This window comes from Fuerstiella marisgermanici (assembly GCF_001983935.1).
Lineage (GTDB): Bacteria > Planctomycetota > Planctomycetia > Planctomycetales > Planctomycetaceae > Fuerstiella > Fuerstiella marisgermanici.
Window position 1 is genome coordinate 679,271 of record NZ_CP017641.1, and the last position, 24,694, is coordinate 703,964.

Consider the following 24,694-nt stretch of genomic DNA (forward strand, 5'->3'; position numbering starts at 1 on the left):
GGGAGCGGAATGAAATGCGGCGGGCGGCCTCTAATCCTGCCTACATGTTAATCGAATATTCCTTGCGGCTTTCTCGGCTAAGAAACGAGTTCGCCTGATCGTCGCCGATGATTTCGCGTTTCTTCGGATCCCATTTAAGTTCGCGATCCAGCCGCATCGCGATGTTCGACAGGTGACAGATTTCCAGCATGCGGTTGTGCGACCACACGTCAGAAATTGGCTGCTTGCGAGAGTTCATGCCCTCGATGAAGTTGGCCGTGTGATTGGCGCTGACTGGTCCGCCATAGACTTCTTCGATGGCATTGTCCGGCAGCGGATTGTCCGCCAGGTCTTCAACCGGCTTGCCAACGATTTTGCCACGGTTGACGAAGAAGCGGCCTTTCGAACCTTCAAACATGATGCCGTTGTCACCTTCACTCTTGATCACCATTTCCACGTCATTGGGCATCGCCACGCTGATCTCAAACGCCGTGGCGGCATTATATTGATCGTTCACAACTGGATGGCCGTCTTTGTATTCGACGGGCAGTGTGAACTTCGTCGGCGTGATTTTACTCGGCCCGGTGTCGGTCGCGCCCAGCGCCCAACAGGCAATGTCCACATGATGAGCTCCCCAGTCGGTGAGCTTGCCGCCGGAATATTCATGCCAGTTACGAAACGAGTAGTGGCAATTGCTGTAGAGTGGAACGCCACCACCATAGCCTTCGCGCAGCTCCGGAAGAGCTCGATAGTCAACTTTGGGAGCTGGTCCCAACCACATGTCCCAATCAATTTGTTCAGGCACCGGTGCCACGGGAATCACGGGTGACGCGATCATTCCATTGATGCCGCAGGTCACCTTCTTAACGGTGCCGATTCGTCCATGCTTGACCAGGGCCACGGCCTGTAGAAACCGCTGCTGTGATTCCGAGCGTTGCATCGTGCCAACCTGGAACACGCGGCCTGTTTGCTTCACGACCTTTTCGATTAACTTGCCTTCGTCGATGGTCAGCGTCAGCGGCTTTTCGCAGTAAACGTCTTTGCCAGCCAGCATCGCTTCAACGGCGATCTTTGTGTGCCAGTGATCCGGTGTGGCAATCATGACAGCGTCGATATCATCGCGGTCAAGAATTTTGCGGTAGTCTTTGTAGGCGTCCGGTTTTTTCTTTTGAGCCTTCTCTGTCTTACTGACGTTCTCGGCCAATACGTTTGCATCAGCATCGGCAAGAGCCGCGAAGTCGGCGAACTTGAACGACTTCGACGTGATCGTCCATCCCTGGTTTCGCAGACCAATGGTGGCAAACACGGGACGGTCGTTCGGTGACCGGTACCCGAACGCTCGGTTAGCCGAAGGAGCAAGGATCGTAGCCGCTCCGGCCGCTGCAACATTCTGAAGGAAACGCCGACGGCTGGGTTGATGAGATGTGGACATGTGGAATTATCCTGGTTGAGTTCGCCTGAATGGTTCAGAATGAACCTGTGAAAATGCAATGGGCTCTTAGCGCACACGACACGCCTTGGCGGCGTAAAGGGAAAGTGCTTACGCCGAGCCCGCAAAGTGCGACATGTTTGCCCTGAATTGAATGATAACCGGATTTCCTGGCCAAATACAAAGCGTTGAGAGCCCCAACGCAAGAATCAGCTGCTTCTTACACGCCTTTTACGCGTCCAATACGCTGTGGCGGTCGGAATATTTCGCTGCCCCCAACCCGCCAACAGGATTGAAACCTACCACCACGTCGCGACACTAAGTTCCCGCACCGCCCGAATTCGAAAGGACGTTGGATGGTCTTTCGCTGGCAATTAACCTGCGATTTCCTGGCCGCCCAAACAGATTCGATGCCGTTCGACGCCTGCTCACGGAAGACGGCGCTGGTGGCATCGCCGGCGGTCCACTAACCTTCCCGGCTGGGCGGACTGATCGTTTTGAGTTCGGCGCTGTGCAAAGCCAGGCGGACTTTATCCACCAACGTCCTCAACCCCAAATTCGGCTAACAACTTACCTGCGGCCAATACTTAATGAGTGACACGAACGTGAAGACAGACGAACTTAAGCCGAACACGTTTTTTATTGAAGTGACCGGGGCTGGCTTGCCTGAAGTGGATGGGTTGTTCGTTCCTTCGACGGCGCCTCCAGCCGAATCGGAATCGGGAACGGTATCGAGCCCTGGCTACTGGAACGGCAGGATGGCGTGGGATCGTGCTGATGGTTTGTCTGCCAGAAGCCCGGCGCTGTCGTATTCGAATAGTTACCAGTCGTGGAGAATATGCCGTCTGGATGGTCATCTCGCCTACGATGCCACGTGTGACGATGAAATGCCGCCGACGGACAGAGAATGGCACACCTACAAGAAGGGAGTTGCGCCTGCACCGAAAGTCGTCCTTCACCATTTTGACCCAAGACTGCCCTGTCCGAAGCCCAACGTTATTTTTGTTCTTGGCGGGCCTGGAACAGGCAAAGGCACGATGTGTGAACTCGCCGAATCGCAGCTTGGCTGGGTGCACTTGTCGACCGGCGATCTATTGCGTGCTGACCGACAAAAGGGGGGCTCGACAGCGGCAGCGATTGAAGAATCCATTTCTGCCGGCCAATTGGTCCCGAACGAAATCGTGGTGAGGCTGCTGAAGGACGCGATGGAGACGACGACCAGAACAACAGGAAGGAACAACTTCCTGCTGGACGGCTTTCCTCGGTCGCTCACGAATCTGGAGGGCTGGCACGAAATGTTTGGACGGGATGCTGAGTTACCTCGGATGCTGTACTTTGAGTGTCCTTTCGAGGTTCTGGAAAAGCGAATTCTGGCCCGTGCCAAGTACACCGGACGAAGCGACGACAACGTTGAGAGCATGAAGCTAAGGTTCGACACGTTTAAGTCGGAAACATTGCCGACTGTTGAGTTATTCCGAAGCAAAGGCCGATGCGTTGAGATCGATACGAGTCAGGATCGACAGACCGTCTACGCGCTCGTCGCCAGCAATCTCGCTGAGTACACCGATCAGAAACTCGCCGCTCAACCGCTTTCTGAGAGAGCAGAAATGTTGCTCGGCCTGCGACCATATTCGTGAATGTCTATCCGTTGATTCGAGGCGCGGCTTTGCGAACCAATGGGTGAGCCGGATGGCGGACGACCAGGCGGACGATCAGATTGCTGAACAGATATCTCGCAACGCGATCGCATAGCGGACAGAATTCGCGGGGTTGGAAGGATTCGATCATGGAATCTGCTGCCCACATCCGTGTTTTTGGGGGAATTTGTGGCTGAAGCCGCGGTGGCTGTTTAGTCTGTGGCTTCGATTATTCTTTCTTCTGCTTTCCGGAATCAGCCGACCATGAAACTTCGCTTCCGCCTGAACTCGTTCATCCTCGCCGCATTGATTTTGCCGAGCAACTTGATAGCTCAGGACACCCCGCCTGCGACCACGGATGCAGCCGCGGCGTCGGAAAAAGAAGTTCCTCAGGATGCTGCTGAGAAAAAGACGTCTGGTAAACCTAAAAAGGCGGATTCAAAAAAACGCAAGTCTAAGACGATGGTCGTGCTACCGGGCAAGGGACCAGCGTTCACTGAGCCTCCAACCGACGATCTCAATTTTGACTTGATGGGTGAATTTATCGGCCCAATTTCGACAGGTCAAGAAAACGAATACGAATCGCTCGGCTTGCAGATTCGCCCGCTTGCCGACAACAGTTTTCAGGCGATCGCATACTTTGGTGGCCTACCTGGTCAACAGAAGCATCGCAGCGAAATGGTGCGAATGATCGGCCAACGTTCGGACGACTTCCTGATTCTGTCCGGAGGACCGTGGGCGATTATTGTGGAGAAGTCCGGCTGCCTGATTATCGACCGCAAGGGACAGCAGTTGGGGCGTTTGGAACGAATCGAACGCGTTAGCCCTACCTTGCACGCCAAAGCTCCCGCAGGTGCAGTTGTTATGTTTGACGGATCGGGCGTCGATCAGTTTTCCAACGCCAAAATGAGCGAAGAAGGTCTGTTGCTGGAGGGATCTGATTTCAAGCCAATGTTCCAGGACTTTAATCTTCACGTCGAGTTCCGGTTGCCTTATATGCCTCAGGCCGACGGGCAGCAACGTGGCAACAGCGGACTTTATTTGCAGAGTCGATACGAGTGCCAGATTTTGGACTCCTTCGGCACGGAAACAATGATCAACGGAATGGGGGCTTTGTATCAAACGAAGAAGCCTGAATTGAACATGAGCTTTCCACCGCTTGTCTGGCAAACTTACGATGTGCAATTCACAGCCCCGCGCTGGTCATCAGACGGGGCGAAGATTCGCGACGCTCACATCACGTCGTGGGTGAACGGTGTCAAAGTTCAGGACAACGTGGCTCTTCCGAACAAGACGGGGGCCGGCAAGGCTGAAGAACCGTTGCTACTTCCTATTCGTCTGCAAAACCATGGCGACCCTGTGCGTTTTCGAAACATCTGGGTCATTGACCGGGGCCTAACGGTGGCTGATGAATTCCCCGTGTTGTCGCCGAAAGAGGCAGAGACGGAGAAGAAAGCCGCTGAGAAATAGTCCGCACAGGCTACAAGAGCTTCGCGATTTTCGGGTCGACGTAGACAGCGTCGTTCGCATCACCGATAAGAGCCCCCTGCAAGTCAGTTCACGGGGTGGCTGTTTAGGACGAAAGGGAATCATTTTCCAAGTGAATGGTTGAAGCACCCAAATACCGCACGCCCTCAGAATATTTCGGCTCGTCAAACCGGACATTACATCTACAACGGGAGATCTCGAATCAACTTGCAGAGTTCTACCCATGCGGATTGCCATTATCGGATCAGGGATTTCCGGCCTCGTCGCGGCTCACAAATTGAGCGATGCGCACGAGGTGGTTGTATTTGAAGCGAACCGCTATGTCGGTGGCCACACGAATACGGTCGACGTGGAGCTCGACGGCGAATCACACGCGATCGACACCGGTTTCATCGTGTTTAACGACCGTACCTATCCCAACTTCTGTCAGCTGCTGGACGAACTTCAGGTCAAGTCGACTCCGACAGCGATGAGCTTCAGCGTGCGATCTGATCGCGAGAATCTGGAGTACAACGGCAGCTCTTTAAACGGTCTGTTTTGTCAGCGTCGGAATCTCGTTCGGCCTTCGTTTTACCGGATGGTCCGCGACATCATTCGGTTTAATCGTGAATCACCTAAGATTCTCGAGGGCGCTGACGGTGCCATGACCGTGGCGCAATATCTCAAAAGCTACGGATACTCTCGGCAGTTTGCCGACCACTACCTGCTGCCGATGGGGGCTGCAATCTGGTCGTGCCCGACTGCGACGTTTGAGGCCTTCCCAATCCAGTTTATTGTCGCGTTCTATCGTAACCACGGACTTCTTAGCCTGAGTAACCGGCCAACCTGGAGAGTAATTAAAGGCGGTTCGAGGCAATATGTCGACGCGATCACGCGGAGGTTTCGCGGGGAGATACGCCTGCAGAATCCCGTGATGAACGTCACTCGCGCGAACGAATGTGTCAAGGTGACCACCCAGTCTCAGACGGAAGAATTCGACGAGGTTGTATTCGCCTGTCATAGCGATCAGGCTTTGTCGATTCTTGGAGGCAATGCGACGACTACCGAGGAAGTCGTTCTTGGGGCGATTCCGTACGAATCGAATACGGCAGTGCTGCACACGGATGAGTCGGTGTTGCCTCAGTGCAAAGAAGCGTGGGCGAGCTGGAACTATCACGTACCCGTCGGCCCTGCGTCGAAGTCGACTCTGACGTATAACATGAATATCCTGCAGCACATCAAGTCGAAGCACACATTCTGCGTCACACTCAACGAAGAACCGTCGCTCAACCCGGACAAGGTGCTCAGGACATTCCGGTACAGTCACCCCATCTTCACCATCGAACGCGAAGATGCTCAGCGGCGTCACGAAGAACTCATTCGGCAAAACCGCACATCTTTCTGCGGCGCGTACTGGGGGAATGGCTTCCATGAAGATGGAGTTAACAGCGGGCTGAAGGTGGCTCAAGCGTTTCAGCGAGAGCGGGAACAGACCTCAGTTAAGGGGATGTGCCGTGCATAGCTGCATCTATGAAGGCACGGTCCGCCATCGCCGATTCCATGAGAAACATCACGAGTTTCAAAACCGCTTGTTTCTGATGTATCTCGATCTCGACGAACTTTCGACGGTCTTTAAAGGCCGATGGTTTTGGTCAACCAGCCGCCCTGCTCTCGCACGTTTTCGTCGGGACCAATATCTGGGCGAAGCGGAAAAATCGTTGCCGGACTGCGTCAGAGATTTGGTGCAGCAGAAAACTGGTTATCGTCCCGAGGGGCCGGTTCGGCTGCTAACAAGCCTGCGATACTTCGGGTACCTTATCAATCCGGTTAGCTTCTACTTCTGCTACAACGGCATGGGCGACCATGTTGAAGCAATCGTTGCAGAAGTGACTAATACGCCGTGGGGCGAACGGCACTGTTACGTGATCGACTCACGATCAGCAACAGATCAGACGTCGACGTCAAACGCCATTCGTGCCACCAACGCCAAGCAGTTTCATGTTTCGCCGTTCCTGTCGATGGGCATGACGTATCACTGGACGATCCGTCCTCCTGGTGATCACTTATCGATTCATGTCGAGAACCGAGCTGAGTCCGAGCGAGCATTTGATGCGTCTTTGAGTCTCCGTCGACGGGAGATTACAGGCTTAAATCTTGCGAGGGCACTGGTCCGGTTCCCTTTCATGACGGGCCAAATTGCGGCCAGCATCTATTGGCAGGCACTTCGCCTCTGGTGGAAAAATGTTACCTTTTACCCGCATCCTGCGAAATCGCTCGCGGCAGACGCGATGAAGACCACTCAAACAATTGTTGGGACAGGACGGTCAAAATGAATTCAGCAGCAATGACTGCAGAACGTAACGAGATTGCTAATACACATTGCGCTGTTGATGGTGACTCATCATATGGCAACTGTGGCCAGCGGCGAGGTTGGGCGACCGGTGTCGTTCAGCAACTCGTTACGAGCCGCCTATCCGAATTGCAGGGAGGTCAGCTCTACCTTGACGATCAGTGCAATCGTCACGTGCTGGGTACGAATGGCGTCGACGACTTAAACGCGACCGTTGTTGTTCGCGACGCAGACTTCTACTGGCGTTTGGCCACAGGTGGCAATCTCGGTGCAGCAGAATCATACCTCGATGGAGAATGGGACTGTGATGATCTAACGAGTCTGTTCCGCATCTTCTGTCGTAACATCGGTCGAGCGCAGCCAAACGCTGGATTGAACCGGCTGGTTCGTCTTGTCGGTCGCGCGAGGCACTGGAGGGCTCGAAATACGCCGGTCGGCAGCCGCAAAAACATTCAGGCCCACTACGATCTTGGCAATGAGTTTTTCGAACTCATTCTTGATCCATCGATGATGTATTCTTCTGGCATCTATGAGACTCCTGACGCGACACTTGAGGACGCGCAGCTTACTCGGCTGGATAGAGTTTGTACTGAGCTGGGCCTTCAACCTTCAGATCACCTTATCGAAATCGGCACCGGCTGGGGGGGGATGGCGATTCACGCCGCAAAGAACTTTGGCTGTCGCGTAACAACGACCACGATTTCAGAAAATCAACATTCCTACGCACTTCGACGCGTAGCTGAGGCGGGGCTTAGTGACCGCATCACGCTACTGAAGGAAGACTACCGCGACCTGTCCGGCAAGTACGACAAACTGGTTTCGCTTGAGATGGTGGAAGCCGTTGGGCCTCAGTTTCACGACACGTATTTTTCGAAGTGTGCAGAGTTGCTGAATCCCGGTGGACGGATGCTGCTGCAGGCGATTGTGATGCCGGAACAGCGCTACGGCGAGTACCTTAAGTCGATGGACTTTATTCAAAAGTACATTTTTCCTGGCGGCAGCCTACCTTCAGTTTCTGCGATGCAGGCGTCGGTTGCGAAAACCTCAAGTATGCGGCTTCTGTCGATGAACGATTTCGCCGACGACTACGCTCGAACCCTGCGTGAGTGGCGGCGGCGGTTTCACAACCAGCTGGAGGCGGTTGCCAAGCTTGGTTACCCCGATCGGTTTGTTCGAATGTGGGACTACTACCTCGCCTATTGCGAAGCGGCATTCATGGAACGCGCGGTTGGCGTTGTTCATGCTGTTTGGGGGCGATAGTGCTATGTCTTCGCTAGTCGTTCGAACATTGATGTCGGCCGCAGAAAAGGGGGCGCTACCGGATGCTGTGTGCCGTGCCGGGATCCGACGCCTGCTACGGAGTCGATTGCAGTCACTTAATACTGGCGACGTCGAATTGGAGGGCCAGCGATTCCGGAAGTTTATTGCAGACTGCCGCAACAGTGAGATCGCTGTGGTCCCCGAGCTTGCAAACGACCAGCACTACGAAGTGCCGGCACAGTTGTTCGAAAAAGTTCTGGGCGAGAACTTGAAGTACAGTTGCTGCGAGTGGACTGACGAAACGCAAACACTCGATCAGGCGGAAGCCCGGGCGTTGGCAACGACTTGCGAACGAGCCGAGTTACAAGACGGCATGAGCATTCTGGAACTTGGCTGCGGTTGGGGATCACTTTCCCTCTGGATGGCCCGCAAGTACCCGAATAGCCGGATTCTGGCGGTTTCAAACTCTGCGTCCCAGCGTTCGTATATCGAGCGTCGGGCGGAAGCGGCCGGAGTCAGAAACCTGACTGTGATTACCGCTGACATGAATGACTTTTCTGCGAGCGGTATGTTTGATCGCGTCGTTTCCATTGAGATGTTCGAGCACATGCGAAACCACGAAGAACTGCTGCGGCGAATTTCCGGCTGGTTAAACCCGGACGGAAAGCTGTTTGTGCATATCTTTTGTCACCGCACTCACAGCTATCTGTTCGAATCCGTCGACGACCGCGACTGGATGGCTCGTCACTTTTTTAGTGGTGGTATGATGCCAAGCGAGAGTTTGCTCGCACACTACCAGACTCACCTGACTCTGACTGATCGGTGGCGATGGAGCGGGAAGCACTATGAGCGAACCTGCAACGAGTGGCTAAAACGCCAGGACGCTAACGAAAATGAGCTTCTGAGTCTCTTTTCGCAGACGTACGGCGAAGAGAACGCAGTGATGTGGTTCAATCGATGGCGGATGTTCTTTATGGCGTGTGCCGAACTGTTTGGCTTTCGTGACGGCAATGAATGGCGGGTCGCTCATTACCTGTTCCAGAAGAGAACGCCATGACTGAAATCCTGCTCTGGAACGCGGCTGTTGTGGCAACGCTGATGACAGGAACCTGGTTAGTCAGTTTAGTCCTCCACAACGTCAGTATCGTCGACATTATTTGGGGCCTGGGTTTTGTCGCGATTGCGTGGACAACCTGGATGATCGCTCATTCTGACAACAGGTCGCTGCTGCTCCCAACTTTGACCACCGTTTGGGGACTGCGGTTAAGCGGGCATCTGGCGTGGAGAAACCACGGGCAGCCGGAAGATTTTCGTTACCGATCGATGCGCGAACGCCACGGTAAGCGTTTTTGGTGGGTCAGTGCCATCACCGTGTTCCTTCTTCAGGGAATCGTCATGTGGGTCGTCTCGCTGCCGATTCAGGCATCTCAATGCGGCTCCTTCCAGCATCAGGCACTCGTGCTCTTTGGCTGTGCGGTCTGGTTAGTGGGCTTGATCTTCGAGTCCGTCGGAGACTTGCAACTGGCGAGATTTCGGGCAAATCCTGAAAATTCCAACGCTGTAATGGACCAGGGGCTATGGCGGTTCACACGTCACCCCAACTATTTCGGCGATTTTTGTGTGTGGTGGGGAATCTTTCTGATCAGCTACGGCTGCGGTGCGGCCATTGCCACAGTGGCCAGTCCGGTGTTGATGTCTATACTCCTGATGAAGTTTTCTGGAGTCGCATTGCTAGAGAAAACGCTGGTCAGCCGCCGTGAAGGCTATGCTGACTACGTTCAACGGACGAGCGCGTTTTTCCCGATGCCAGTGCGAAATCGGAATTTCGCGGAGAATCAGTGAACCGCCGGCGCGAGTGTAAACATGGAATTGCGCCCCGCGGCTGCGAACGACAGCATCGTCTACGAGAGGACCAATGCCTAGCCGGAACTGTTTCGCCGCTTACCGATGTGGCCTGATGGTTTGAAACAACGTAAATCGAGACACTCTTAGTGGCACCACCATCCTGAAACGGTCCCCATGATTCAGACAGACATGATCGATTCGCCCGTCTTCTACATCGAGCACGAAGATTTTTCGTCGGCCGACGAAGATTCATTGTTGTACTGCGAGTCCGTAGACAGCATCTACAGCGACCGTATAGCCTCTGAGGAACTTGCAATTGACGGTGGTGGTGATTACGAGCTGCTGAACGATCTGCCGCTGCTGTCACCGACCGGTGAAACATTTCTGTTCCGGAAGATGAACTACTTAAAGTGCCGGGCTGAAAAGGTCAGGCTAAAACTGGTGTCGGGCGAATCCACGGCGGATGAAGAGGAATTTGCAAATTTACTTGCGGATGCCGAAGCTGTTCGAAATCACATCGCAGAGTGCAACCTGCGGCTGGTGATCTCAATCTCGCGGAAATTCTCAACGTCATCCTGTGATTTCGATGACCTGATGAGCGAAGGAAACGAAATTCTGCTCAAGGCGATTGACAAGTTTGATTTTTCGCGAGGATTCCGCTTCAGCACTTACGCCACTCATTCTGTTCAGAGGCACTTCTACCGGTACACTCAGCGTCGCCATAAGCGGAATTCGACTGAAGTTAGATCGACTGTTGAGTTGCTTAACGAAGTTGCTGAGTCTGAAGCAGATGCGGCTATCAAACAATGGGTGCAGGAAGAACAGCGCATGACAGCGCTCATCGCTCGCATGGCCGAACGGCTTGACGAACGAGAGCGAGCAGTCGTCACTGGGAGGTTCGGTCTGGGGCATGGCGGCAGTGTCAAAACGCTGCGGGAATTGGCGGGCGACCTTAATCTTTCCAAAGAACGCGTCCGGCAGCTTCAGATGGCGGCCGTGGATAAGTTACGTGACTTCTTTGACGAGCTGCACTCTGAATTTGCAGCGGTGTCGTAGCATCACAAAATTCGAAGGCTCCAGATGCGGAAGTCCTGCTTATGAATGCTCCGAAAGTCACACACGACATCGTCCCGCCGACCACCAACGCACAGCCATGGATGCGGACTGCGCTACTGCTGGCGGCGGGTTATAATATCGTGTGGGGGGCGATCGCAATTGTCGCACCATTGGCCATCTTTCGGATCACTGGTGCCAAACCGCTGCCCGCCTACCCAGAACTCTGGCAGTGCATTGGGATGATTGTTGGCGTTTATGGCGTCGGTTACGCGATCGCGGCACGAGCGCCTTTTATTCACTGGCCGATTGTTCTTGTAGGTCTGCTGGGAAAGATTTTGGGGCCGGTTGGTTTTCTGCTGTCGATGAGTTCCGGGAGGTTGCCGGCAAAGCTTGGGTGGACAATTCTGACCAATGACCTGATTTGGTGGATCCCGTTTACACTGATCCTTTGGCATGCAGCCCGATTTCATCAAAGTCGGCGAGAAGAAATTACCGTTCGGACACCGACTCGTAAAATTGACCCGTTGGGACGCATGGTCAGTCAGCGCGGAGCGACTCTCATCGAGCTTTCGCGGCGGAAGCCTGTCCTCGTCGTGTTTCTCAGGCATTCCGGATGCACGTTTTGTCGAGAAGCCGTGTCTGACATTTCGGCGGTCCGTCAGCAAATTGAGGGCGCCGGTACTCAAATCGCATTCGTCCACATGGGCCAGCAGGAACCTGTGGAGTTGATGGAGCGGTACCGTCTGACCGATGTTCATTCTTTCCGAGACCCGACTTGTAGCCTATACGATACGTTTGGTTTGAAGCTCGGCTCCTTCAACGAGTTGCTGGGGCCGCGTGTCTGGTGGCGAGGTACGCTGGCTTGGATGTCAGGACACACCTCCGGCGGATTCGATGGAAACGTATTCAGGATGCCAGGCGTGTTTCTGATGCACAACGGAGAGGTTGTACGAGGTTTCCGCCACCGGTCGGCGGCCGAGCGTCCCGACTACGTGAGGCTGTCGACTCTTCCGGACGCGGCAGAGCCTCCGCGTTGTGAAACGTCTGATGGTGTCACGGTTTCGATCCCGTAGTTCACCGACACGGCGCTTCAAAGTACGTAAGCCAGCTGATAACTCCCAAAGACACTCAGCGCCACAAATTTCGAGGCACTTTCTCCATCTGTAAGTGTGCGGAATGTGTCACTTTGGGCTGCCCCCGAGATTAGGTCCGGTTGTTATGAGAGTTGTGGGCTGACATTGGTATTGAATAATCTTCCAAACAAGTTGTGCTGAGCCCCGTCCGCCTTCGCTGTCGCCTCGGCCTTCAACGCGGAGCTCAGGTCGAGGTGATGGCGAAGGTGGTCGGGGCGGCTCCCGTCTGTCGAGCTCGAACCGAAGGCTGCATCGCCGCGAACTCATTCGGTGTCTGGTAGTCCAACGCGCTGTGCGGACGAACTTCGTTGTACTGACGTTGAAATTCCTTCGTCATCTGTACGGCATCGCGAACACTTTCAAACTCTTCCACGTTCAGAAATTCATCGCGAAGCTTCGAATTGAAACTCTCGGAATACCCGTTCTGCCACGGCGATCCCGGCTCGACGTACAGCGCCGAGACGCCTGTTTGTTTCAGCCACTTGCCAATCGCCTTCGCGATAAACTCTGGGCCGTTGTCGCTGCGAATGTGATTGGGCACACCGCGAGCAGCGATCAATTCACACAGCGTGTCGATCACGTCGTCGGCTTTGATACTGCGAGAAACTTTCAACGCAACGCACTCCCGAGTGAATTCGTCAACAACGGTCAGCCACTTCAACTGAGTTCCATTCGTTGTGTAGTCAAACACAAAATCCCACGCCCATACGTCGTTCTTTCCCCGCGATCGGTGAACATGACAAGCGTTTTTGCTGCCGCCAGTGCCACGCCGCTTCTTCGTTCGTCGACGAACTTTCAACCCTTCGCGACGCCAAAGACGATACACTCGCTTCCTATTCACCACGAATTCTTCGCGACGAAGAAGACGACAGATACGCCGATAACCAAATCGCGGATGCTCACGAACCAGCTCCAGCATTCGCTTCACCAACGCCGCCTCATCATCGCGAACAACGGGTTCACGACGATGAACCGAACGATGCTGACCAACCGTTCGGCACGCGTGACGTTCCGAAACGTCGAACTTCTCCTGCACATGTTTGACGGCCTCGCGTTTCCGGGAGACCGTCAGAAGTTTCCCTCCGCGATCTCCTTCAGCATTGCCTTGTCGAGTTCCGCTTCCGCAAGCAGCTTCTTAAGCCGAGCGTTCTCAACTTCCAGTTCCTTCAGACGCTTTGCTTCCTCGGCCTTCATCCCGCCGTACTGCTGACGCCAGCGATGATACGTCGCTTCACTGACAGCCAGCGATTGAACAACCTCACCGAGCGACTTGCCGCTCGTCAGCATCGCATCCGCATCACGAAGCTTCCGAACAATCTGCTCCGGAGTGTGACGTTCACGTTTCTTCGACATCCTGAGTCTCCTGAGAATGAATTCGTCAGTAGACTCTCATAGTGATGGACCTGTTCAAGGGGAGCATGCCAACTTCAGGCCGACGGCGCGCGGCTGTGTGACGTATCGGCACGCTTGAGCTGTTTCCAGCCGAACTTCAGGTCGCGTGAAGGCTCCTGTTCGCATTTCTGCATTCGGCGTCGGTCGAACCGAGCAAGGGCCGTACACGCGTAGCGACGGTGGTTTAACAAAGCGTGCACTGTGCGAAAACGGACGCCATCCGCGAGACGGCCAACTGTTCTGGCACAGCGATTGCGATGTCTGGTTGTCATGGGCTGCTTTTTGCAAGGCAGGCCGGAATTCCTGTGATTCTGTCAACCAGAAAGAACTCGACTAGATGAAGAAAAACGAATCGGTCACCAAGATCATGTCGGCCAACCCCGTATCAATCGGCCAAAATGAGCCGGTGTCGGCCGCGCGGAAGCTGCTGGACGAAAAGGGCATTCATCACTTGCCGATTACGGATGGTGATCAGCTGGTGGGAATCCTGACGTCTAACGATTTTCTTCGAGTTTCATTTGGCGAATTCGGCAATCAGGACGCTCGAAGTTTAGACGCCATTCTCGATCACACGTACAAACTGGCTGATCTGATGAACGCCGATCCCGTGTCGATTGGCAGCCATGATACGGTCCGCGACGCGGCCACAATTCTGGCCAACCACAACTTCCACTCGGTGCCCGTCGTTGACGGTGCCAGGCTGGTCGGAATCGTGACGTCTTCGGACCTCATCCAGTATTTGCTGGACCAGTATTAGGAAGCATTTGGACCACGGCGTGTTTGCGTCGAAGGTTGCAGCCCGCCTAATCGATGCTGCGCCAATTCAGAATCATGCTGGTTGGCGCCAGCCTTTTCTTGGCAACAGGATGCCGCTGCGCGTTTCGTTGCAGCGCTTGCTTATCCTGTACCAGGGTCGGCCAGAGCGTACTGAAGACTGATGTCGGGCTGCAGTAATTTGCTCCCGGTCCACATGCGAGTCAGGTCGCGGGCGGGTTCGAAGCCGAGTGACCGTGCCAGCTTTGCGGCGGCGACGTTGGGGCCGGGAATGTCCCAGTAGACCTCGTTCTCCGTTTGCGGCAAGAGTTTGCTAACGATTCTGGATGCGGCTTCAGGGGATTCCGCAGTGACTGGACCCAGATAATCGGCGTTCTGCCCGGAACGAAGCATTCCGAAGCCGTCGTTGTCAGCGACCAGCCTTGCTTCAGGTCGAAGCAGGTCCAGGTAACGTTGCCGACAGACCCCAAAGGCCGCTCGATCCAAATCACCGGATTCGAATGCAATCGGCGAACCATTCACGGCCCGCGGCTTCGCCACCCGGCGTGCGGTTCGTGTCCATCGATGAAACGTCCATTCCGTCTCGAAACCGAGTCGCTGGTAAACGTGCTGTCCCACTGGTGTGGCATCAAGTTTAATGCAGCGAATGCCCGTACCGTCCAGGAATTTCAAAGCTTCAGTCATCAGCGCTGTTGCGATGCCCCGGCGTTGGAAACTCAGATCGACCAGCATCATGCCGATCCAACCAAGTTCCCGTTCATAGCTGGTTGTGGTGACCGTGCCGACAATGTCGCCGCCCGATTCTGCGACGAAACAGCCGTTGGGTTGATAACGAAGCAGCCGCAACCAGTCTGACGGCCGTTGATTCCAGCCCGCCTGCTGCCGCAATCGATCGGCTCCAGCGATGTCCTCTTCCACAAGGGCTCGAATTAGAAACTGCGACATCAGTTCGCCCCGTGTGCTCGCTCAACAGGCGTTCGAACCGGGAATGCCGCCAGCAGCGTGGCGATAAATGCGGCGGTCAAGTGGGTTTCGTTCGCACGTCGTGACCATATGTGCAGTTTCATGAAAGTCTGCGTCCGAGCCTGGCCTGGTGGAATGATAGAATTCTGCAGCGGCGTATAGACGAAGTGATAATCCAGCATGAACATTGCAAACGATGCGAACACCAGCAACATCACCACCAGAAATCTGCGCGACGCGATCGACTTTGCAGACAGCCACGTGAACACAGACAGGAATGCAACCGCAAAATGCACAACAAAGCCAAACTGGTAGTACAGCGGGAACCGTACTGTTGCCAATTGATCGCGGACGACGGAATCAAATACCGACGCAGTTTGTTCAGCGACGCTGGTGATCACGTATAGGACGGCGGCACCAATCCACGCTGCCAGCAGCACACGCAGAAGCGTGAGCGAGATAGAAAAAGTCTTGTTCAAGGTCTAAATACACTTCCTAGAGAATCAGCATAGCATCGCCATAGCTGTAAAAACGGTACTTTTCTTCGACCGCTTTTCGATAAGCTTCCATGGTTAGATCATAACCAGCCAAAGCGGCGACGAGAACAATTAAGGTTGAACCCGGCAGATGAAAATTCGTCAGGAGTTGGTCCACGGCGCGAAAGCGAAAGCCCGGCTGAATAAATAAATTTGTCGCCCCCTGCCATTCGACCAGACTACCGTCCCGCGACATCACTTCCGCTGCCGACGCCTCAAGAGTTCTTACGCTGGTCGTGCCGACGGCCACCACGTTATTCCCGCTGGCTTTCGTCGTGTTGATGTCGGCAGCTGATTCGGCCGTCAAGCGGCACCATTCCGAATGCATCTGGTGTTCAGAAAGCCGATCGGTACTCACCGGCCGAAACGTTCCGATCCCCACATGCAGCGTGACTTCACTGCGCGAGATCCCTCGGGCTGAACACATTGACAACAGGCCTGGCGTGAAATGTAAACCCGCCGTGGGTGCCGCGATCGCCCCTGTTTGTGATGCGAATACGGTTTGGTAACGTTCAGAGTCCGCACTGTCCGCCACTTTGCGACCAATATACGGCGGCAACGGCAAAGTGCCGAATTCTTCCAGCAGTTGCAGTGTTTGCAAATTCAAATCCGGTTCTGCCAACCAACTCCCGTCACTGCAGCGTTCTACCAGACGCAATTGCAGCGTCTCGGCTGCGGAGTAATCGTCGATGGTTCGCGACGGAGAGAATTCAGTAGCCTGGACAATCGTCAGGCATTCGTCTTCCAGCAGCCGACCGCGCGTCTGGCCCGTGATTCGCCAGCGTTTGTCATCGGTTTGTTCCAGAAACAGGCCTTCCCAGCGGCCGCCAGTGGAAGTTCGAAATCCGAACAAACGAGCGGGCAGAACTTTCGTATTGTTGAAGACAAGACGGTCGCCAGTCTGCAGAATGTTCGGTAAATCGACGATCTGCCGATGCTCAATCTGACCAGTTTGACGTCGCACAACCAGAAGCCGCCCGCCATCGCGTTGTGAAGTCGGTCGAGCGGCGATTAGTTCCGGCGGCAATTCGAATTGCCACGCGGCGATGTGGTCCAGATCGGGATCGACATTCTTAGGGTCGGGATCGACCATCGCTGGTGAATTCTGCATTGAGTGAAGGTGACGGGAAACCACATGGCATGAAAGACGCGGAGCTTAACGCATCAACGCGGATGTTCGACTCCAAACCGTCGATCACTTTGTGCATCACGGAACTCGACGTCGGTGGCGCTGAGAAAGCGTTCGTTCGCATCGCGATTGGTCTTAAGAATCAAGGCTGGTCGGTGAGAGTGATCAGCCTGCGTGATGCGGGAGTCATGGCGGAGGACCTGAATTCGGCGGGAATTGACGTCGTCGCTCTTAGAGGCCACAGCCTCGCAGACGTCCGCATCTTTTGGCGGTTGTGGTCGCAGTTGAAGCGATTTCCGACGGACGTACTGCTGACATTTCTGTATCAGGCCAACTTTTACGGTCGCCTGGCCGGCCGTGCCGCCGGGATTCCCACAATCGTTTCGGGTATTCGAGTGGCCGATCGGCGGTGGATAGTGACGGCCAGCGACCAAATGACGAAATGTTGGACGAAGCACTACGTCGCCGTGAGCCGCCATGTTGCCGATGTGCATGCGAAGCTGTGTCGAATCGACGCTGACCGAATCACGGCAATCTACAACGGCGTCGATGCACAACCAGCACCTCTGCCTCAGGCCGCGTCTGCGAAGAAGCCGGTCGGCCGCCACGTGATTCTGTTCGTGGGGCGTTTGACCACGCAAAAGAACCCACTCCTACTGCTGAACGCGTTTCGCGGACTTCGCCCTGAACTTCAGGAATCCGCAGAAGTGTGTTTGGCGGGAGAAGGTCCGCTTCGACCTCAACTCGAACAGCGAATTCATCGGTGGCAGTTGAGTGATCGTGTTCGGCTGCTGGGACAGGTTTCCGACGTCCCAGCGCTGATGCGAGACGCGACGATTCTGGCCGTGCCTTCAAACTGGGAAGGTTTGCCAAACGTGATCCTCGAAGCGATGGCCGTGGGCCTGCCCGTCGTTGCGACCGCCATCGACGGAGTTCCGGAGGTTTTGGAAGATGGAGTGACCGGCTGGTTGACGCCTAACGGTGACGCAAAAGCATTTTCCCTCGCAATTTCCGAAGCTCTGACGCAGCCGGACGCTCGCCGCAGTCGGTCTGATGCTGCGCAAGTTGTTGTGACAGAACGTTTTAGCTGGGACACAGCGATTTCAGAATACGACCAGTTGCTCCGTCGGCTGAGACAGATTTGAATCGACTGCGGACGCTGGCAGTCGCGAATCTGAAAATTGCTGAATTGACCAAATCCGTTGGCAGGTAACGACCTGCGCGCATTTGCATCCTCCGTATTGGAAGGTTCATGAGTAGCCCGGGTTGACGAAGTGGTGCTGGAGGTTAAATTGGTCCTCAGTGGTGGTTTGTGGGGAGAAGTGGGAGGCTTACTCGCTTCGCTATAAATCACGACCACAAAAAGGTTTATGGCTCACAAAGGCACCGGAACGTGATCTGAAATGGCACTGACCGGAACTTTCGAACGAGCCATTGACGACAAGCTGCGGCTGGCGATTCCGAAACCCCTAAAAGACGCCTTTGGAGTATCAGGATCTGATGAATTGTTCCTTGCTCCGGGCAATGAAGGCAGTCTGTCTGTGTACTCCGCAGACGGATTCGAACGCTTTGCCAGCCAACTCGCCCAGGTTTCTCCGGGACGAGCCAATGTGCGAAATTTTCTGCGCTTGTTTTACGCACGTGCAGAACGAGTTGTGATGGATAAACAGAATCGAATTCGTATTCCGGAGCGGTTGATGTCGCACGCAGGGTTGCAGCATGAGGTTGTCATTCTGGGCGTCAACGACCATGCAGAAATTTGGGATGCGAAGACTTGGGAGCAGTTTCTAAACGGACATTCAGAGCAGTACGACGACTTGACAACGGAAGCACTCGATCGCGCTGCGTTCGGGCCGCCCATGGATGGGTAATCGTCATGCTGCCATGTCCTGAGAATGGGCACACTGCAATCGACCGCAGTCTTCACCGGGCTTCGCGGTAGACCTGATTGAGACATGGATGTCTCAATCGCGGCACGCGGTCTCGTCTGAGACCAACGGCCGTTCGCTTCGATGACCACACGGATGGTGGGAGAAGCGAACGGCCGGATGTGTGCGTCTGACCGGGTCTTGCTCGCGTTTGTAGCATCACTGGTCCGTTGATTGTAGATTTCGTGCAGTTGGCATTTGCGCTGCAAGATGCCAGTACGGCGCCACGAAATCAACATCTCGCCACTAGCGGAAGCACGTGTGAAATCTTCATTGCACAGGAACCATCGCCTGCAGGCCGTTGGACTGTTAAGCGCTGTCGTCATAGCCGCGGCATTTGTTGCGTTCCGTTCTGTGCAGAAGCCTGATCCACCAGCTACGCACTCTGCAGACTCCTCAGATGCATCTTCGCACCCAGGTTCTGGGCTGACTTCGAATGTTCCGCTGCCGCCCATTGATCCCGGGCCATTTTCCAACGCCTCGCACTCGGTGGCCTTCGTTGGAAGCCAGGTATGCGCAACGTGCCATGAAAACGAATACGCGTCGTACTTAAAAACCGCTCATAGCCGAGCGTTGGCGAAGGTTGCCCCGTCGGCCGAACCACCAGATGCCGAATTTATTCAGCAGGAGACCGGTCGGACATATTCTGTGTACCGTAAAGATGGCGAGTTGCGACATCGGGAAGCGATCGGGGTCGGCGATGAGACGCTGCTGTTACACGACATGCCGATGAAGTACGTCATCGGCAGCGGCCATTATTCTCGCAGCTATATGGCTGAATCGCACGGTTTTCTGCTCGAATCACCGATTACGTGGATCGCATCGACAAACCGGTGGGACATGTCGCCAGGTTACGAACATGCGGGACACGCTGGCTTTCGCCGCGTTACCGATTTTGGTTGCGTTGTTTGCCACGCTGGGCGAGTCGAGCCGGTTCAGCACAATCGCTTCCGGCTGAAAATTCATGAACAGAGCATTAGTTGCGAAAACTGTCACGGTCCAGGTGGGCAACATGTGGACTACTGGAAGCAGCCGAACTCCACGTCTGACGGCCCGGACATGACAATTGTGAACTTCGGGCAACTGACTCGCCAACAGTCGGAAATGATATGTTCGCAGTGCCATCTGCGTGGCGCTGCAACAATTACAGTTAAAGACAGGTCGGTTTCCGACTATCTGCCAGGCATGCGGCTAACCGATTTTCGCGTGGACTATCGCCTGAAGGAATCGGGCAAGGCGATGAAGGTGACCGGGCATGTCGAACAAATGCGGCTGAGTGCGTGTTACCAGAATTCGCCGGAAATGAGCTGCACGTCATGCCACGATCCTCATGCTCCGCCGACGGCAGGCAACCGCATTGACTACTTTCGCAATCAATGCCTTAACTGCCACGCTGAACAGGGATGTGCATTGACCGAAACGGATCGGTCGAAAAAGGACAACAACTGCGTCGCGTGTCACATGCCTTCCAGCCCCACGGATATTGACCACTTCGCATTCACTCATCACCGCGTCGGCATCCATGATGAAGCGCCGCCAGCACCGGCCGACGACCCGATTGGCGATCTCGTACCGATTACGAAAATCGACCATCTGCCACTGCAAGAACAGCAACGAACACTTGGCCTTGCGTATCTGGAGTTCGCTGAAAAGCAACCTGACGACGCAGCGTTCGATGCGTACCGCAGTCGATCGTTCCAGGTGCTGACGGAACTTCGTCGCGGCGGTCTGCAGGATGTCGATCTGGAAGAAGCTTTGGCGCGGATGCACTGGGAAACGGGCAGGCTGCCTGATGCGATTCAGTTGGCCGAAAACGCGATGGCGATGACACCCGATCGCATCGCTGAACGCACAAATTCACTATTTGTGCTGGCAGAATCACATTTGCGAATGGGGGCAATTGGCAAGGCGGTCCCGCACCTCGAAAAGTTAGTGAGGCTGCGCAGAGTTTCTGAAGACTGGAATTTACTGGCGATCTGCCGCGTGCAGTTGGGCAAACCTGCTGATGCCATCGCGGCTTTGGAACAGTCTGTCGAGATCGATCCTTACCGGATCGACACAGTTCAAATGCTGGCTGAGTTGACGCAACAGCATGGTACGGCGGACGACCACCAGCGTTGGCAAAAGCGGCTGGAACTATTAAGGCAAGCGGCAGAATCGCCACCCTAAAGCAGCTGGCAGATTATGTTCCGCTTGGCGGCAGATAACCGATTTTGTTTGTGATGGCTAAACGCCGAATCGCGTCCGCGGATTTGGTGCGGGCGACTACTTTCGGCGGAGAACGAACACTGTGTCGCCCAGTTCGTCCGACAGTTCCAGCGGCTCGTCGATGTCGTACCAGAAGTCGTAGACATCCAGCAGTTCAAAGTCGCCAACTTTTTCGAACAGGCTTCTTGCTTCCTCTGCTTCGTAAAGCCGCATGTCGTAGTCGGTCTGAAATTCGTGTTGCGGACGGCCGGCTGAGTCCTTCACGATCATTTCGAACCGAAGCGTTTCGCGCCGCGTGCGTCGGCAGCAGAACGTGACGTCCAGCTTGATTTCGATCGTCACGTCGTCGACTTCTACCGCCCATTCTTCTTCGTCGTCTTCATCGGCATCAGGCGGCAGCATATGCATCCCGACAATGTACAGGCCGCCCGGCCGCAATGCGGCAGCAACGGTTTTTAGGTGAGCGATCGCACTCTCTTCCGTCAGTAAATGACGAAAAGTGTTCACCAAACAATAGGCGACGTCGGCAGGTTCCGTCGGTGTGGCGTTCTGCATGTCGGCCACAGCAGCCTGGCCTTGCAGGTTTTGTTTTGCGAGCTGCTGATTCGCGTATTGCACGGCCGCTTCGGACAAATCCCAGCCCTCGACAAGGTAGCCTCGACTGGCCAGTTCGAGCAGCAATCGGCCGCCACCGCAGCCCGGTTCCAGCAATCGTTGAGGTTCAAAGTCGCAGTATTTCTTTGCGGCGGCCACAATGAAGTCCGCTTCCAGCTTCGTGTCTTCACCAAAAGCCAGGTCCCAGTACTGTGGATGGTCGTAGCAGTCGACAGCGTAGGTCATTGTTGTACTTCGTTTGCTGGCGGAGAAAGACCGTCGCGGTCGGGCGATTGTGAATATGAAGAGAGGCCGCAGATATTGTCTGCGAGCAGGCTGCTTGTCAACTGATCTGTTCTGCCGTTCAGGACTTGTTCTTCAGGCCGTCGAGCCCTAAGGTTTGGGGTCCGCTCGTTGACCGTTTTCGTTCGGGATATGCCCATGAATCTGCTCCCACATTTGACGCGTTTCGTTTTCGCTCTGCTCGTCGTAGTCGGCGGGCCGACTGTTATAAGTGCAAAGCAAACTCCTAACGTTGTCGTAATCTTTATGGACGACATGGGCTACGCCGACATTGGGCCGTTTGGCGCCGAAGGGTATGACACGCCGCATCTGGATCGCATGGCGAAGGAGGGGCGGATCTTCACCGACTTCTACGTGACTCAGGCCGTCTGTTCTGCATCGCGAGCGGGTTTGCTGACCGGCTGTTACAACGTGCGTGTCGGCATCGGCGGCGCTTTGGGGCCAAAGTCAAAGATCGGCATCCACGAAAATGAGGTCACTCTTGGGGAGATCGCGAAGCAAAAGGGGTATGCAACCGCTTGCTACGGCAAGTGGCACCTTGGTCATCACAAGAAGTTTCTTCCGATGCAGCATGGCTTCGATGACTACTTCGGGCTGCCATACAGCAACGACATGTGGCCGTATCATCCGGGAGTGCGTCACCTGTCGGTGGAAAAACGCATTGAGAGATGGCCCCATCTTCCGCTGATCGATAAGAATGAAGTCATCAATGCAGAAGTCTCGCCGAAAGACCAGGAACAGCTAACAACTCAATACACCGAAAAGGCGGTTCAGTTTATCAAGGACCATAAAGAGGAACCGTTTCTGGTTTATCTGCCTCACAGCATGGTGCATGTTCCGCTTTACGTTTCGGAGAAGTTCAAAGGCCAGAGTGATCGCGGCCTGTTTGGCGATGTGATGATGGAAGTGGACTGGTCCGTCGGACAGATTCTGGACACTCTGCGACAGCACGACCTGCAGGATAATACGCTGGTGATCTTCACATCTGACAACGGGCCGTGGCTTAGTTACGGCGACCACGCGGGCAGCGCAGGCCCGCTTCGTGAAGGCAAAGGAACGATGTTCGAAGGCGGCTGCCGTGAGAGTTGCGTGATGTGGTGGCCGGGGACGATCCCAGCGGGAACAACGTGCACTGAGCCCGCGATGACGATCGACATTCTGCCGACTGTTGCTTACCTGATTGGGGCAGAATTGCCCGCTCACAAAATTGACGGCAGGAACATTTGGCCCCTGATAGCGGGCGAAAATGATGCGAAGTCGCCTCACGAGGCATACTATTTCTACTACGGAAAACAGTTGCAGGCCATTCGTAGCGGCAAGTGGAAGATGCACTTCCCTCACGGCTATCGAACGATGGCTGGAAAGCCTGGCGGAATGGACGGTAATCCCACAGCTTATTCTCAGCGGAAAATCGGTCTGGAGCTGTTTGATCTGGATGCTGATATCGGTGAAACAACCAACGTGGCCGACCAGCATCCTGAGGTCGTGAAGCGGCTGAACAGGCTGGCGGATGCAATGAGACGAGATCTTGGCGACAATAACGTCAAGGGAGCCGGAATTCGCCCTGCAGGTCAGCTGTAAACATTCGATAGTTAGATGCAAGTTTCTGCAAACGGCGGGCTGCTTTGGTCGACTTCACTCCGTCATGGCCCGTGCGTTTGCAACACTTAACCTTCACCAACGCCAACTCTAAGTTAAAGGAAACCGATCCATGAGCGCACTCGATCAACTTAAGCAGCACACAACCGTCGTTGCCGATACGGGCGACATCGATGCCATTGCCGAGCACAAGCCTCAGGATGCCACGACGAACCCGTCGTTGTTGTACAAAGCCGCTCAGATGCCGCAGTACCAGCAGTTGGTAGATGACGCCATCAGCTATGGTCAGGCACAGGCTCATAGCGAAGAGCAATTATTGAACGCCATCATCGACAAATTGAGCGTCAACTTTGGCTGCAAAATTCTGGAGATCATTCCGGGACGAGTCTCCACGGAAGTCGACGCTCGACTTAGCTTTGACGAAGCTGCCACAGTTGCCAAAGCGAAAGAACTGATTGCGTTGTATGACGACGCGGGAGTTCAGTCAGATCGCATCCTGATCAAAATAGCCAGCACCTGGGAAGGGATTCGAGCTGCCGAAAAGCTGGAGCAGTCAGGCATCCATTGCAACCTTACGCTACTGTTCGGCTTTGGCCAGGCCGTCGCCTGCGCAGACGCCGGGGTCACTTTGATCAGCCCGTTCGTGGGCCGTATTTACGACTGGTATAAGGCCGATCGCGGTGTTGACGATATCCCCGTGGACGAAGATCCGGGCGTCGAATCTGTGACTCGCATTTTTGAATACTACAAGAATCACGGCTTCAAAACAGAAGTCATGGGCGCCAGCTTCCGTACCAAAGAGCAGGTAATGGCTCTCTGCGGCAGCGACCTGCTGACGATTTCCCCCAACCTGCTGGCCGAACTGTCGTCGCTGGAAGCTGACGTGCCGAAGCTACTGGACGCCGACGCGGCCAGGCAAAAGGACATTGCGAAAGTGGACATGGACGAATCCACGTTCCGCTGGATGTTAAACGAAGACGCCATGGCCACTGAAAAACTGGCTCAAGGCATTCGAGGCTTCGCAGCCGACTTAGACAAGCTGCGAGCGTTCCTGGCTCAGCGGATGGAAACGGCGGCCGTTTAGCTGGAGGCCGGTTTCGCGCGGGCGTCAC

General features: G+C 54.9%; 23 protein-coding genes. 15 read left to right on the forward strand and 8 right to left on the reverse strand.

From position 1 onward, the window contains the following. Positions 1-40: 40 nt before the first annotated feature. Positions 41-1,411 (reverse strand): Gfo/Idh/MocA family protein, encoded by a 1,371-nt coding sequence (locus Fuma_RS02440; protein ID WP_077022729.1) that lies wholly within the window; start codon positions 1,409-1,411, stop codon positions 41-43. Between the two features lie 587 nt (positions 1,412-1,998). Between Fuma_RS02440 and Fuma_RS02445 the strand changes: the two genes are divergently transcribed. Beyond that, positions 1,999-3,045, forward strand: a complete 1,047-nt coding sequence (locus Fuma_RS02445; RefSeq protein WP_077022730.1) for a nucleoside monophosphate kinase — start codon at positions 1,999-2,001, stop codon at positions 3,043-3,045. Between the two features lie 4 nt (positions 3,046-3,049). Here Fuma_RS02445 and Fuma_RS35120 read toward each other — a convergent pair whose 3' ends face one another. Further along, positions 3,050-3,196 (reverse strand): hypothetical protein, encoded by a 147-nt coding sequence (locus Fuma_RS35120; RefSeq protein ID WP_158520832.1) that lies wholly within the window; start codon positions 3,194-3,196, stop codon positions 3,050-3,052. A gap of 113 nt (positions 3,197-3,309) precedes the next feature. Between Fuma_RS35120 and Fuma_RS02450 the strand changes: the two genes are divergently transcribed. The 8 genes from Fuma_RS02450 (at position 3,310) to Fuma_RS35660 (ending at position 12,096) form a co-directional block, all read left to right on the forward strand. Beyond that, the gene (locus tag Fuma_RS02450) at positions 3,310-4,515 is read left to right on the forward strand and encodes a 3-keto-disaccharide hydrolase (protein ID WP_077022731.1); all 1,206 of its coding nucleotides are present in this window, start codon (positions 3,310-3,312) and stop codon (positions 4,513-4,515) included. 241 nt (positions 4,516-4,756) lie between these two features. Further along, the gene (locus Fuma_RS02455) at positions 4,757-6,034 is read left to right on the forward strand and encodes an NAD(P)/FAD-dependent oxidoreductase (protein ID WP_077022732.1); all 1,278 of its coding nucleotides are present in this window, start codon (positions 4,757-4,759) and stop codon (positions 6,032-6,034) included. Then, complete coding sequence (locus tag Fuma_RS02460) at positions 6,027-6,845, forward strand: DUF1365 domain-containing protein (RefSeq protein WP_077022733.1); 819 nt, start codon at positions 6,027-6,029, stop codon at positions 6,843-6,845. The genes Fuma_RS02455 and Fuma_RS02460 overlap by 8 nt, the downstream gene beginning before the upstream one ends. Then, entirely contained in the window at positions 6,842-8,122 is a 1,281-nt protein-coding gene (locus tag Fuma_RS02465; RefSeq protein ID WP_218922375.1) for an SAM-dependent methyltransferase, read from the forward strand. Before Fuma_RS02460 ends, Fuma_RS02465 begins: the two co-directional genes overlap by 4 nt. A 4-nt stretch (positions 8,123-8,126) precedes the next feature. Continuing rightward, positions 8,127-9,179 carry an SAM-dependent methyltransferase gene (locus Fuma_RS02470; protein ID WP_099091860.1) on the forward strand — a complete coding sequence of 351 codons (1,053 nt, stop codon included), beginning with the start codon at positions 8,127-8,129 and terminating at the stop codon, positions 9,177-9,179. Continuing rightward, a complete protein-coding gene (locus tag Fuma_RS02475; protein ID WP_077022734.1) occupies positions 9,176-9,964 on the forward strand; it encodes a DUF1295 domain-containing protein in 789 nt (262 codons plus the stop codon). The genes Fuma_RS02470 and Fuma_RS02475 overlap by 4 nt, the downstream gene beginning before the upstream one ends. Positions 9,965-10,141: 177 nt before the next feature. Then, a complete protein-coding gene (locus Fuma_RS02480; protein WP_077022735.1) occupies positions 10,142-11,023 on the forward strand; it encodes a sigma-70 family RNA polymerase sigma factor in 882 nt (293 codons plus the stop codon). 41 nt (positions 11,024-11,064) lie between these two features. Continuing rightward, positions 11,065-12,096: a SelL-related redox protein gene (locus Fuma_RS35660; protein WP_077022736.1), complete on the forward strand. Its 1,032-nt coding sequence runs from the start codon at positions 11,065-11,067 to the stop codon at positions 12,094-12,096. Between the two features lie 244 nt (positions 12,097-12,340). On the opposite strand, the gene Fuma_RS02490 is transcribed toward Fuma_RS35660, so the two are convergent. Together Fuma_RS02490 and Fuma_RS02495 are read right to left on the reverse strand one after the other, a co-directional pair. Further along, complete coding sequence (locus tag Fuma_RS02490; protein WP_083731748.1) at positions 12,341-13,192, reverse strand: IS3 family transposase; 852 nt, start codon at positions 13,190-13,192, stop codon at positions 12,341-12,343. 32 nt (positions 13,193-13,224) lie between these two features. Then, positions 13,225-13,509, reverse strand: a complete 285-nt coding sequence (locus Fuma_RS02495; RefSeq protein WP_077022738.1) for a transposase — start codon at positions 13,507-13,509, stop codon at positions 13,225-13,227. Between the two features lie 376 nt (positions 13,510-13,885). Here Fuma_RS02495 and Fuma_RS02505 point away from each other — a divergent pair, with 376 nt between their 5' ends. Continuing rightward, entirely contained in the window at positions 13,886-14,305 is a 420-nt protein-coding gene (locus Fuma_RS02505; protein WP_077022740.1) for a CBS domain-containing protein, read from the forward strand. A gap of 140 nt (positions 14,306-14,445) precedes the next feature. On the opposite strand, the gene Fuma_RS02510 is transcribed toward Fuma_RS02505, so the two are convergent. From Fuma_RS02510 to queA, 3 genes are read right to left on the reverse strand one after another with little or no spacing between them, the layout of a single operon-like run. Continuing rightward, positions 14,446-15,267 carry a GNAT family N-acetyltransferase gene (locus Fuma_RS02510; protein ID WP_077022741.1) on the reverse strand — a complete coding sequence of 274 codons (822 nt, stop codon included), beginning with the start codon at positions 15,265-15,267 and terminating at the stop codon, positions 14,446-14,448. Then, positions 15,267-15,764 (reverse strand): hypothetical protein, encoded by a 498-nt coding sequence (locus tag Fuma_RS02515; RefSeq protein ID WP_145943924.1) that lies wholly within the window; start codon positions 15,762-15,764, stop codon positions 15,267-15,269. The genes Fuma_RS02510 and Fuma_RS02515 overlap by 1 nt, the downstream gene beginning before the upstream one ends. Positions 15,765-15,780: 16 nt before the next feature. Continuing rightward, a complete protein-coding gene (queA, locus tag Fuma_RS02520) occupies positions 15,781-16,932 on the reverse strand; it encodes a tRNA preQ1(34) S-adenosylmethionine ribosyltransferase-isomerase QueA (RefSeq protein ID WP_229360835.1) in 1,152 nt (383 codons plus the stop codon). A gap of 29 nt (positions 16,933-16,961) precedes the next feature. Between queA and Fuma_RS02525 the strand changes: the two genes are divergently transcribed. The 3 genes from Fuma_RS02525 to Fuma_RS35855 all read left to right on the forward strand — a co-directional run bounded on the left by Fuma_RS02525 (position 16,962) and on the right by Fuma_RS35855 (position 21,047). Then, positions 16,962-18,095: a glycosyltransferase gene (locus tag Fuma_RS02525; protein WP_077022744.1), complete on the forward strand. Its 1,134-nt coding sequence runs from the start codon at positions 16,962-16,964 to the stop codon at positions 18,093-18,095. 258 nt (positions 18,096-18,353) lie between these two features. Next, positions 18,354-18,821 carry a division/cell wall cluster transcriptional repressor MraZ gene (locus tag Fuma_RS02530; protein ID WP_077022745.1) on the forward strand — a complete coding sequence of 156 codons (468 nt, stop codon included), beginning with the start codon at positions 18,354-18,356 and terminating at the stop codon, positions 18,819-18,821. A gap of 546 nt (positions 18,822-19,367) precedes the next feature. After that, positions 19,368-21,047 carry a tetratricopeptide repeat protein gene (locus Fuma_RS35855; RefSeq protein ID WP_158520833.1) on the forward strand — a complete coding sequence of 560 codons (1,680 nt, stop codon included), beginning with the start codon at positions 19,368-19,370 and terminating at the stop codon, positions 21,045-21,047. A gap of 96 nt (positions 21,048-21,143) precedes the next feature. Here the strand turns inward: Fuma_RS35855 and Fuma_RS02540 are convergent, their stop codons facing one another. Beyond that, entirely contained in the window at positions 21,144-21,926 is a 783-nt protein-coding gene (locus tag Fuma_RS02540) for a class I SAM-dependent methyltransferase (RefSeq protein WP_077022747.1), read from the reverse strand. Positions 21,927-22,121: 195 nt separating this feature from the next. Here Fuma_RS02540 and Fuma_RS02545 point away from each other — a divergent pair, with 195 nt between their 5' ends. Next, complete coding sequence (locus Fuma_RS02545; RefSeq protein WP_077022748.1) at positions 22,122-23,564, forward strand: sulfatase family protein; 1,443 nt, start codon at positions 22,122-22,124, stop codon at positions 23,562-23,564. A gap of 130 nt (positions 23,565-23,694) precedes the next feature. Continuing rightward, the gene (tal, locus tag Fuma_RS02550) at positions 23,695-24,666 is read left to right on the forward strand and encodes a transaldolase (protein ID WP_077022749.1); all 972 of its coding nucleotides are present in this window, start codon (positions 23,695-23,697) and stop codon (positions 24,664-24,666) included. Positions 24,667-24,694 lie beyond the last annotated feature (28 nt).